This window comes from Tahibacter sp., assembly GCF_032229445.1.
In the GTDB taxonomy this organism is placed as follows: Bacteria; Pseudomonadota; Gammaproteobacteria; order Xanthomonadales; family Rhodanobacteraceae; genus Tahibacter.
Genome location: NZ_JAVTWC010000065.1, coordinates 51101 through 62245 on the forward strand (window position 1 = coordinate 51101; position 11145 = coordinate 62245).

Sequence of the window (11145 nt, forward strand, 5' to 3'; positions counted from 1 at the left end):
CAGCGGCGCCTACCAGTAGCTTGGGACCGGTCTGCGGTGTCGGGCCTTTACATAGTCGAGAACCCTGCAGGTGGTCCGCACGTCCGATGACCAAAATAGCGCGCCTTGCTCGTCTGAACCGCCGCCCCAAAAATGCGAATAGGCCCAGCCGCCCGTTCCGGCCATCTGGCGCAGCCAGTCGCACTCCGCGCTGGCGTAGTAGTGCTCTGCCGCTTGCAACATGGCGTTTGGATCCCGGAGCCCGCTCACTGAGGCTATCGCGACGTTGTCGTCCCGGTCCAGGTGAGTCCAGAGGGCAAGGTACGCGGCGATATCTTCGCCACGATAGGCGACCAGCAGATTATCGTTACCGAAGCTCGTGAAACGACGCAACGCGCAAGCCTCGAGGCGCACACTGGCCTCGCGCCACCAATGCCCCGTTTGCTGGCTGTATGCCGCAACTACCCAGGGCATATACCCATCGGTTCCTGCTGCGACAAGTGCCGCCTGCCCAAAGTCGTCTTCCTCGAAGAACTGCAACCCGGTCGCGTAATTCGGCAGTGCGTCCATGTTGACGTAGGCGCTTATCAGGCAATCGGCTGCAACCGGATCAAGGTGCCGCTCGAAACGCCTGGCCTGCTCGGGATCGTCGCTGGCCCATGCGATCGTTCCATTGGTACCGATGTTGCTCCAGCGCAGCACTGCCCAGTCGAAGTCATCGACGACTGCCTCGAGCGTGGCGCCGATCACGTCAGTTCCGAACGACCCATTTTCTTTCCGGTAGCCCGGAGTGGAACTCGACTCGCGAAGATCTCCAATCAGCGGGCCCGAGAAAATTCCGGTGTCGCTGCTGATGGGCGATGCGTTCCTGAAACTCGACGCGTGCCTTCGCGCGCGAGGGTCGAAGCATTCGGCGGCAGCGCATTCGCCAGTCCATCGATCGAGAAGTGAAGCCGTCGCGGCGCTTTCACGCAGCAGGTAGATCGATCGCGAGCCTGTTCCTGCGTCACACCGGTAAGGGGCGGCTCTCGGCACGGACTGCAAGATCGCCATTCCGGGTGACGGCAGAGAAGATTCCATGATCACCTGCGCTTTCACGAATTCGACGAGCCGCGCCTGTAGCCGGTCCATGTCGATCTCGTCGGACACGCGATACAGCACTTGCTTGTACCGATCGATGCGCGCTGCAACGAGCGGTCGTCGTTCTGTATCTTCGATGTCTTCGAGACCGCTCAGGAATGCATTTCGACAGATGCCGAAGCGGCGACGGTCCATGTGCGTACCGATAGCGCAGAGGGCGTTGTCGTACCGTTCGATGTCGCTGCGACTGAGGCGTGACAGGCGCTCGATGCGCATGCCGTTGTAGCAGTAGACCGCGTCAAACAGGTCGAGCAACTCCAGCAAGTTCGTAGCGTGGTGGTCGGCCGCTCGCCATTGATTGCGTGGAAGGCGACGCATGCGAGCATCAGGCGACTCGGTCAATGCAACCAACTGCAGGTAGCTGTCTTCGTTCATAGAGTCGCCGTGGGCTTTTGCGCATCGTTGCGCCGGAGTTCGCCGGGAAGCTCGCTCACGGCCGCTGCAAATGCCTAGCCTGCCGCGCTGGCGTGGCGCCGTCGCCCTTGCGCGAACGTGGCACGGGCATCTGCGCATCGGCCGGTTCGAACGGCAGGCGGCTGCGGCCGCCGGCGCCGTGGTAGTCGAGTGCGAGGTCGGCGCCAACGTCGGCGGCGGGCAGTGCGCGGTCGTTGCCGAGGTAGTCGTACAGCGCCTGCACGAGGCGTTCCTGCGCGAGCGCGTGGGTCTGGCCGGTGCGCGCGTAGAGCCAGTCACTGAAGGCGAGGAAATGCGCGAACGGCGAGTCGGCGAGCAGCCGGCGCAGCGTGCGCGGGTAGCGGCCGGAGTTCGCGATCAGGTCCCAGTAGCGCGCGAAGCGCGACAGGCGCTGCATGGTCGCGAAGTCGATCACGTTGGTCGCGAGAATGTTGTACGGCGGTTCGGGGTTGAACTGCAGGCCGTAGTCGCGCGTATGCCGCGCGATCGGCGCGCCGCGCAGGCGCTTTAGGATGCCGAACTGGATCTCGTGCGGCGCGAGCGCGACGAGCGTGTCGAAACCGCGCGCGAATGTCGCCACATCCTCGCCCGGCAGTCCCGCGATGAGATCCACGTGCAGGTGTGCGTTGCAGTTGTCGCGCAGCCAGGTCAGGTTCGCGGCGGCGCGCGCATTGTCCTGGCGGCGCGAGATGCGTGCCTGCACTTCGGGATCGAAGGTCTGGATGCCGATCTCGAACTGCAGCGTACCGGCCGGGAAACGCTGGATCGCGGTCTTGAGCCGTTCCGGCAGATGGTCGGGGATCAGCTCGAAATGCACGAACACCGGATCGTCCGGCGCGGCGTCGAGCCTGGCCAGGAAGAAGTCGAGGATCGCGAGCGAGGTGTCGACCTTGAGGTTGAACGTGCGGTCGACGAACTTGAACTGGCGCGCGCCGCGCGCGTACAGGGTTTCGAGTTCGGCGAGGAAGGGCTCGAGCGGAAACGGCCACGCGGTCTTGTCCAGCGCCGACAGGCAGAACTCGCACTTGAACGGGCAGCCGCGCGAGGCTTCGACATAGAGGTAGCGCTTCTGCACGTCCTCGTCGGTGTATTCGCCGTACGGAATCGCCAGTGCCGGCAATGGTGGCTGCACGCCGGGAATGATGCGCGCGGCCGGCCGTTCACCGGCAAGGACTTGCTGCGCGAGCGCAGCGAAGCTGATTTCGCCCCAGCCGGTGATCACGTAGTCGGCGAGTGCAGCGATGCGCTGCGCGTCGGTTTCGTAGCTGACCTCGGGGCCGCCGAGCACGACGATCAGATCCGGCTGCAGCACCTTGAGCTGCGCGACGAGCTTGCTGCTCTCCTCGATATTCCAGATGTATACGCCGAGGCCGAGGATGCGCGGACGGTCGGCGAGGATCTTCTCGGCGATGTCCTCGATCTTCTGGCCGATGATGAATTCGCGGATCGCGCTGCGCTCGCGCAGCGCGCCGAGGTTGGCGCGCAGGCAGCGCAGGCCGAGCGAGGCATGCGCGTAACGCGCGTTGAGGGTGGCGAGGACGATGTCGGGCATGGGCGGAAGTATGCGCGAGGCGGTCGTTCGCGCGAAGTCGGACCGCCGGCAACGGTGTGCCTGGAAGGCCCGCCCAGTCCGTTGCGGCCGCGCCGCAACGGACTGGGGTCACGCTACAGCCGTGTCCAGGAGTCCTGCCAGTTCGCGCCGCTGCCCGGCGCGTAGTGGAACGCGCTGTTGACGTTGCACCAGCCGCCTTCGGGGTGCGGGCGGCAGCGGTAGCGGTTGCCGTCGCTGCCGAGCACGACGGTCTGGCCCGGTACGTAGCTGCCGATGCCGGCCGGATAGGCGTAGTCATAGTTGCCGCCGGTGCCGGGTTTCTTGTGCGCGATCGTCACGGTCGTGCTGTGGCTGGCCGTGCCATCGCTGACGGTCAGGCGCACGACGACGTTCTGGTCCTGCGCCGGCGCGGTGAGGTTCAGCGTGGTCTGCACGCTGCTCGCACTGCTCAGGCTCGCGCCCGCGCCGGATACCACGCTCCACTGGTAGTTCAGTGCCTGGCCTTCCGGATCGCTCGAACCGCTGCCGGAAAGGCTCACGCTGCCGGCGCCGGTCAGCGTGGTCACGCTTGCGACGATGGCCGCGACCGGCGGCTGGTTTGTGTTCGGCAGGCGGATGTCGACCTGGTGGTTGAGGTTCTGGCTCGTCAGCGTATAGACGCGGTTCGCGCTCGCGCCCTGCTGCGGCACGATCGCGCCGCTGCTGCCGAGTACGCCTATGCGCGCATTGACGGCCTGCGCATTCACCGCGAGAGCGAAGCGGTAGGGCCATTCGCTCGCGGCACCCTGACCCGTGGCGACGGTGAACGGAATGCTTTCGATATCGTTGCCGCCGCTGTTGAACAGGCGCAGCGTCACGACCGTGCCGGCGGGCAGTGCGTTCTGCGCGACCAGCGCACCTTCGTCGGTCCAGGTCGGATTCGGTGTGCCGCCGAACTCCACATCCGTACAGGTATAGAAAGCCTCTGTGCTGTCGGAGCGCTGCCAGGTCGTGTAGATGGTGTGCTTGCCGGTCAGCGCCGGCAGCGCGCAGCGGAAGCGGTAGTTGCCGTTGTCCAGCGGCACTGAGCCGAAGCGGCAGAACTCGAACAGGTCCGACCAGCGTAGTGGCTGGGTCGGCGACCAGCCGGAGCGGGTCACGTAGAACACCCAGTCGCGGCTCGCATGTGGCGCGGTCGCACGGAAGACGAACTCGAACGTGCCGTCGCTGCCGTTCGCGATCGGGGTCGCGAACCAGTCGCTGCGGGCGAGATCGAGACCGCGGAAGGTCGGGTTGTTGCCGCTGCAGAGTTTGCCGTCGGGCACGACGGCCTGATGATTGCCGTTGGCGTTGGCCTGATTGACACCGGTCCAGTCGTAGAAGGCCTGGGTGCCGCCGACCTCCTTGGCTGCACGGCAGGCGGGATCGGTGGGGTTTTCGGGATTGCTCCGGAAGCAGTGATAGATGCGGCTTTCGGGTACGACCATCGAGCCATGGGCATGGCTGCGCAGTGGCAGCAACGCGGCCGCAGCGGTGGCGAGGACGAACACTCCGGGGACGAGCAGGGAACGGCGCAGAACGAGCGGATGGGACACGGTCGGTTTCCTCCTGGGATGAAGACACGCGGCTCCGCGCCCGGACGGATCAGGGAATCCGCTGGGCGTGATGGCATCGCAGAGTCCGCTGCCCGGAGGTGGATAGGCAGTCGGTGGGTTTGCGCGCAAGGCGCGCATGAAGGCGGAGCACGCTGCGTGCAGCACATTCCGCGGTAACGCTCGTTGTGGTTATCGGCTGCGTTTTTCTGGAAATCTGCAATTGCTGGACAGCCGGGAAATTATGACGATGTCGTCATCGCCTACTGTGAACCCGTCCGCGCATGCGGTGATTTCCGTGCACGCCACCGTAGTGAGACCGACCTCATCGCGCAATGGAATATGCGCGGAAAAAACCGGCCGGTCCAGGCGGACCGGCCGGTCTGCCGCCTACGGTGTCAGATAGCTGCTGAAGCTCGAGTACACATCGGAGAAGCGCGAGTAGTAGTCAGGATCGGTCGGCGCCGAGCAGTACGAGGTGCCGCCGTACAGGCCACCGCGCAACTGGTAATTGCCGCCGCTGACGGTGAACAGGCCCGAACCCGACGAGCCGCCTTCGGTCACGCCGGTGGACCAGCGCACGCGGTAGAACGGACCCTTGCCGTCGATGCTGCCGGACAGCTGCGTCACTGTGCCGAGCGAGTATTTCTTCACATCGCCGGCCGGATGGTGGATGCCTTCGATCGCGGTACTCGTCGCGGCGATGGCCGAACTGCTCCAGCCCGCGTAGACCGCGCCGGCCGGCGGTGCCGTCTTGAGCTCTAGCAGCGCGGTGTCGCGTGCGCTGTTGTTATGGCGAAGATAGGCGCCGCCGGTCAGCGTGCGCGCGGACGAACTCACCGTCGAGCCGTTGCAGGTCGTCACCTGGTAGAACCAGTAGGTCTGCAGCGTGTTGGCGACGCTCTGCGTGCCGATGCAGTGGTTGGCGGTCCAGAACGTGCGCTTCTTCGGCGAAAAGCCGTTGTTGAGCAGCGTGCCGGTGCACAGGTAGGAGCTGCCGCTCTTGGTGAACACCATGCGCGCGACCGCGTTGGCCGTGCTGGTGAAGCCCGACGGCGGGCTCGTGCGGCAGACGATGTCACGTTCGCAGTAGTCGCTCTCGCCGACTTTCTGGCCGATGGCAGCGTCGGTGGACGCCGGGTCGACATCGAAATGCGACAGTTGCGGAATGCGCAGGGTCAGTGCCTGCGCACGCGAGCCCGCGGCGAGCACGATCTCGATCGTCAGCGTCTGGCCCCGCACCACCGGTGACCAGTTCGCCTCACCGGCGGCCAGATCCCGGCCCGCGACCTCGAAGGTCTGGCCGTCGTCGCCGCGGAAGCGCAGCGTCATGTCGTCGATATTGATACGCGCGCCGTTGGCCGGTGCGACGAATTCCAGTGCGGCGCGCAGTGCGACGGCACCGTCGGACTGCACGCGCAGCTGCGCACCCTGGGCACCGCCGGCCAGCGGTTGCCATTGCAACTTGTCCAGACCTACAGAACTGGCGCCCGTTTCGCGGGCGAAGGCCACTTCGAGCGGCTGGCCATGGCGGTCCTGGTTGCGGCGGCGCTCGGCGAGCAGGCTCAGCTCCACCGGGTCCGGCGCGCTCAGCGCCGTGACGACGAGGGGATTGGCCAGGGTCTGGAACGTCGCGCCGCCGGTCGCGCCGGGGTCGGCTTCGACGGTCACGGTTTCGGAATTCATTTCTGCGGCGAACCTGTCGCTCTGAGCCATGGCGGGTGCGACCGACAGCGACAGCAGCGCGGCAACGGCGAGCGCAAGACGATGTGTGCGGATCATGTACGGCATACCTCCCGATGAATGAACGGACCCCCCGATCCGTGCCCGGCGAACGCCAAGGGCCGCGACACTGTACGCAGCCGCGGTCGCGACGCACGCGGCAATGCAGCACGTGACGACGCGGATTCCCGGGGGAACTGGGACCGCGCGTGGACAACACTGGCCGGCTGGAAAAAGCCGCCACGGGCGGCTTGCCGCCGCGGTGCTGATATTTCTTGCTTTTTTCGTCGGAGGTGTGGCGCACGGCCGGGATCTGGCCGACCGGTTGGTCAGCGAGCGGAGCACTGCCAGGGCATCCGCCGGGCCTGCGGAACTGGTCCGGCGCGGCGATGGTTCGCGTGCGTTGCAGGAAGAGGCATCTTCCATCCCGCGCCCGTGCCGCTCCTGCGCGCGCAGTACCATACGGGCGCCGGCCGGCCTGACGTCGCCGGCCCTTGATGCGAAACCCACTGTGCCCGCAGACCCCACCAACGCCGAGATCAACGACTGGCTGCAGCGCTGGCAGGGCGGCGACCGCGAGGCCGAACAGCGCCTGATCGCCACGCTGTATCCGGCGCTCAAGGCCATCGCCCAGCGTTCGCTGCGGCCACTGTCGCACCAGCTGTCGCTGCGGGCCACGGACCTGACGCACGAAGCCTACCTGCGACTGGCCGGACAGCGGGCGGACTGGCAGGGACGCGCGCATTTCCTCGGCATCGCCGCACGCGTGACCCGACGCGTGCTCATCGATCTGGTGCGCGAACGCCAGGCCGAGAAACGAGGCGCCGGCATGCGCGTCGTCAGCCTGGAGATCGACCCGGAGCATGACGCCGACGCGCCGGCCGAAAGCAGCCCCATCGACTGGCTGCAGCTCGAGCAGGCGCTGCAACAGCTCGAAGGGCGTGATCCCATCGCCGGGCGCGTGGTCGAGCTGCGCTACTTCGGCGGGCTCAACAATGACGAAGTGGCGACGCTGCTCGAGATCAGCGTTGCCACGGTCGTGAGGCACTGGAAATTCGCCCGCGCCTGGTTGCACCGTCGCCTCTGAGGGATATGGCGCCGTTGCGCGTCCTGCACTTCACCGGGACGACTTCGACAGGGACGACGCAACCGATGGGATCCACGCTATCCACGCAACAGTGGCAGCGCCTGCAGTCGCTGTTCGGGCGGGCCGAGACGCTGGACCGTGTCGCGGCCGAGGCGCTGGTCGCCGCCGAGCGCAGCGCCGACCCTGTCGTCGCTGGCGCGCTGGCGGCAATGCTGACGGCCAACCGGCAATGGGCAGACCACACCGGCGCGGCCGTCGCGGCGCTGTCGGCCGCAGTGATGCCGTCGGCCGTGGGTACGCGCCTGGGTGCTTTCGTGCTGTTGCGGGAGATCGGTCGCGGTGGCATGGGCGTGGTGTATCTGGGCGAGCGCAGCGACGGCCGTGTGCAGCAGCAGGTCGCCATCAAGGTGCTGCACGCCGGCAGCCTCGACGAACACACGCGCGAGCGCTTCCAGCGCGAGCGGGAAATCCTCGCGGCGTTCGATCATCCCGGCATCGCCCGACTGCTCGACGCGGGCGAGAGCGCCGCGGGCGAGCCCTACTACGTCATGGAGTACCTGCGCGGCTCGCCCATCGACGTGCACTGCGACGAGCAGCGCCTGGGCATCGCCGAGCGCCTGCGCCTGTTCCGCGGCGTCTGCGACGCGGTCCAGTACGCCCACTCCAAGCTGATCCTGCATCGCGACATCAAGCCTAGCAACGTGATCATCGACAGCCAGGGCGTGCCGAGACTGATCGATTTCGGCATCGCCAGGCCGCTGGTGGCGCCCGATGCCGCGCGGCTGCAGCAGACGGTCGAGCAGCAGCGCTATTTCTCACCGGTGAACGCCGCGCCCGAGCAGCTCCGCGGCGAGGCCGCCGCGGTGACCTGCGACGTTTACCAATTGGGTACTTTGCTGCATGAGCTGCTGTGCGGCAGCCCGATCTTCGCCGTGGATGGCGATTCCCTGGCCGAGCTCGAGCGAAAGATCGCCTACGTCGTTCCGTCCACGCCCAGCCAGACCGCCGCGTCCGTACCGGAAGCCGTGGCTAGCGCGCGCCGCTTCGCCAGCGGTGCGGCGCTGGCGAAGGCTTTGCGCGGCGACCTCGACGCCATCGTGCAGCGCGCCGTGCGCAAGGAGCCGGCCCAGCGCTATCGGTCGGTGGAACAGCTCGCGCAGGACCTCGAACGGCATCGGCAGGACCTGCCGGTGCTGGGCCGGCGCGGCGACCGTCGCTATCGCCTCGGCCGTTTCGTCCGGCGCCACCGCCGCAGCCTGGCCGCCGCCGTCGTGGCGATGCTGGGTGTGGGCATGTTCACGATGATGCTGGTCCACCAGGTGCGACAGACCGCCGCCGAGCGCGACCGCGCGGTCAACGCCGGCCGCAGCGCCGAGGCCGTGACCGAATTTCTGCTCACCGTGTTTCGCGCCGGCGATCCGGCCGTGGCCAAGCGAGCCAATGTGCCCATCGGCGAAGCCCTCGATCATGCGCGCGGCCTGCTCGAGCCCAAGCTCGCCGACGAGCCGGCCATCCGTGCACGCATCGCCGGTACTCTCGCCGGCATCTACGCGAGCATCGGCGAATACGGCACGGCGTCGGGCCTGAGCACCCAGGCGCTGGCGCTGCTCGATGCCACACCGGGGATCGACCCCGAGGCGGTGCTGGCGGAGCTGCGCCAGAACATCGAAGTCCTGCTCATGGACTCGCAGTTCGACAAACTGCAGCCGCAGGTCGACCGGCTGCAGGCGCTGGAGGCAGCGCACAGGCCCGGCATGGAACTGCCGTGGCTATCGCGCCTGCGCGTCATCCAGGTGCGCTGGCAGAGCGATGCCGCTGATGCCTGTCGCCAGGCCGAAGCGCTGACGGCGGAAATGTTCGCCGGCGCCGAACAGGATCCCGAGGGCTTCGTGCGGACGCTGCTCTACACCGCGAAGACTTGCCGCGTCCCCGGCGAGGATGCCGCGCAGCGCACACTGGAGCGCATCGGGTTCGCCGACGGCCTGGTCAGACGCCGGATGGACGGCGACGCGACGCTACTGCTGTGGCTCAAGTTCGCGCGTGGCAACACGCTGCGGCGCCTCAAGCGCTACGACGAGGCGATCACGCTGATCGCAGAAGCTGCCGCCGACAGCGCGCGCATGTACGGCCCGGATTCGGTCTCGGAAGCCAACGCGTGGCTGGTCGCCGGCGGTGCCAACATCACCGCCTATCGTTTCCCACAGGCGCTGGAGGTACTGCACAAGGCGCAGGCCATCTACGCCAAGGTCCATGGCGATGCGCCCAGCGGAGACATCGCCGTGGTCGCCTACCAGCTCGGTGTTGCCTACGACTACGGCAAGATCGACGCCGCCGCGGCACTGAAGTGGTACGCGAAGGCCTACGAGGTCGGCCAGGTCGCCTTCGGCAAGGAATCGGGCAACATCGGCTCCTTCGCCGCCGACTACGGCACCCTGTTGCGCAAGAGCGGCGATTTCGCCGCCGCCGAGCCGGTGCTGCGCCGGGCCAGCATGAACACGAAGCTCGACAATCCACTGGGCAACGGCTTCATGGCGCGCATGAACCTCGCCATCGTGCTGGCCCGGCGCGAGCGGTGGGACGAAGTCGCCGCGCTCGTCGCCGAATGCGAACAGGCCGACGCCGAGTTTCGCGAAGACCCGGAATTCAAGGCTGATTGGGAGGCGCTGCGCGCCGCGCTGGCGCGCAAGCAGAGCACCTGAGCCCAAGGCCGTCGCGCCTCGAATCCGTCGGCAAAAAAATTGATCAGGTCAGGCGCTCCAGTCCGCGTCCGTATTGCCGATCCCTCGCCGCGCTCCGCGCGCCCCGGGATCCCTCCCCTGATGCGAATGCCCTCCGAGGACGCCATGCTCAACCCAAAGGACTTTTCATGAGGCACCTGCCGATACTCGCGGCCTTGTTGCTGCCCCTGTCGTGGACTTCGCCGTCCACGGCGCAAACCTCGCCGGTTCTGCCGAACGACTTCTGCTTTTCGTGGCAGAACCAGTCGCAGTGCTATCCCAGCATGGCCGACGCGCAAGCCGGCATGAGGGCCGTACTGCCCGCCAGCTATCGCGACGTGATTCGGGCCAAGACGCCGTATCCGACCGGCTCCTACGCCGGAACGACCGGCCTGGAAGAGTGGCGGATGGATTTCTTCATCCCCGATCAGCCACCCGAGCAGACCTTTCCGCGCGGCTATTCCCAAGGCTGGAACGGCGCGCCGGACGTCTGCCCGTCGGCGGGCGATCCCCTGTACCCGAACCTGTGCGACTCCGAACAGAATGCGGTGGACGCGCTGTACGAACATATGCGCGCCAGCTTTCCCCAGTGCACCTTCGTGCGCGGCGCTTACGAGAACGCGTGGGCGGATCCGTTCGCACAGATCAGCGCCTACAACTGGACCAGTCGCTACGGCGTCATCAGCTACATCAATACCAATCTGCCGCCCGACGGCAACCGCAAGTACATGTATACCATCCAGTGTCCCGGCTGGGATCCGCCGGACCCCGAAACCCGCAGCATCAAACTGGGATCGCTACAGACCTTCCTCTGTCCCGATCAGTTTGGGCCGGTCGAGGGCTACGGCGCGTCCGCGTATTCCAACGGCGGCGCGCTGCCGATTATCAGCGGACCATCGTGCCGTCCGCGGCTCGCCATGCCCCAGATCCAGTTCAAGATGCGGCAGACGGCCAGCTGTCCCA

General features: G+C 66.8%; 7 protein-coding genes. 3 read left to right on the top strand and 4 right to left on the bottom strand.

Annotation, left to right across the window (positions count from 1 at the left end; all coding sequences use genetic code 11):
- Nucleotides 1-9: 9 nt before the first annotated feature.
- The 4 genes from RUU78_RS12725 to RUU78_RS12740 all read right to left on the bottom strand — a co-directional run bounded on the left by RUU78_RS12725 (nt 10) and on the right by RUU78_RS12740 (nt 6438).
- The gene (locus RUU78_RS12725; RefSeq protein WP_313917139.1) at nt 10-1494 is read right to left on the bottom strand and encodes a hypothetical protein; all 1485 of its coding nucleotides are present in this window, start codon (nt 1492-1494) and stop codon (nt 10-12) included.
- Nucleotides 1495-1549: 55 nt separating this feature from the next.
- Entirely contained in the window at nt 1550-3085 is a 1536-nt protein-coding gene (locus RUU78_RS12730; RefSeq protein ID WP_313917141.1) for a DUF4080 domain-containing protein, read from the bottom strand.
- Nucleotides 3086-3198: 113 nt separating this feature from the next.
- Entirely contained in the window at nt 3199-4659 is a 1461-nt protein-coding gene (locus RUU78_RS12735) for a lytic polysaccharide monooxygenase (RefSeq protein WP_313917142.1), read from the bottom strand.
- 387 nt (nt 4660-5046) lie between these two features.
- On the bottom strand, nt 5047-6438 hold the full coding sequence (locus tag RUU78_RS12740) for a trypsin-like peptidase domain-containing protein (protein WP_313917144.1): 1392 nt from the start codon (nt 6436-6438) through the stop codon (nt 5047-5049).
- Between the two features lie 451 nt (nt 6439-6889).
- On the opposite strand from RUU78_RS12740, the gene RUU78_RS12745 reads away from it, so the two are divergent.
- From RUU78_RS12745 to RUU78_RS12755, 3 genes are all read left to right on the top strand, one after another.
- Nucleotides 6890-7465, top strand: coding sequence for an ECF-type sigma factor (locus RUU78_RS12745; RefSeq protein ID WP_313917146.1), 576 nt, complete (start codon nt 6890-6892; stop codon nt 7463-7465).
- A gap of 65 nt (nt 7466-7530) precedes the next feature.
- Nucleotides 7531-10164, top strand: coding sequence for a serine/threonine-protein kinase (locus RUU78_RS12750; protein WP_313917147.1), 2634 nt, complete (start codon nt 7531-7533; stop codon nt 10162-10164).
- A 302-nt stretch (nt 10165-10466) separates the two neighbouring features.
- A partial coding sequence (locus RUU78_RS12755) for a hypothetical protein (protein ID WP_313917149.1) occupies nt 10467-11145 on the top strand: 679 nt, incomplete at its 3' end.

Coding starts and splice junctions, on each gene's coding strand:
- RUU78_RS12730 (WP_313917141.1), bottom strand. CDS start 3,085: ATGCCCGACATCGTCCTCGCCACCCTCAACGCGCGTTACGCGCATGCC.
- RUU78_RS12750 (WP_313917147.1), top strand. CDS start 7,531: ATGGGATCCACGCTATCCACGCAACAGTGGCAGCGCCTGCAGTCGCTG.
- RUU78_RS12725 (WP_313917139.1), bottom strand. CDS start 1,494: ATGAACGAAGACAGCTACCTGCAGTTGGTTGCATTGACCGAGTCGCCT.
- RUU78_RS12740 (WP_313917144.1), bottom strand. CDS start 6,438: ATGATCCGCACACATCGTCTTGCGCTCGCCGTTGCCGCGCTGCTGTCG.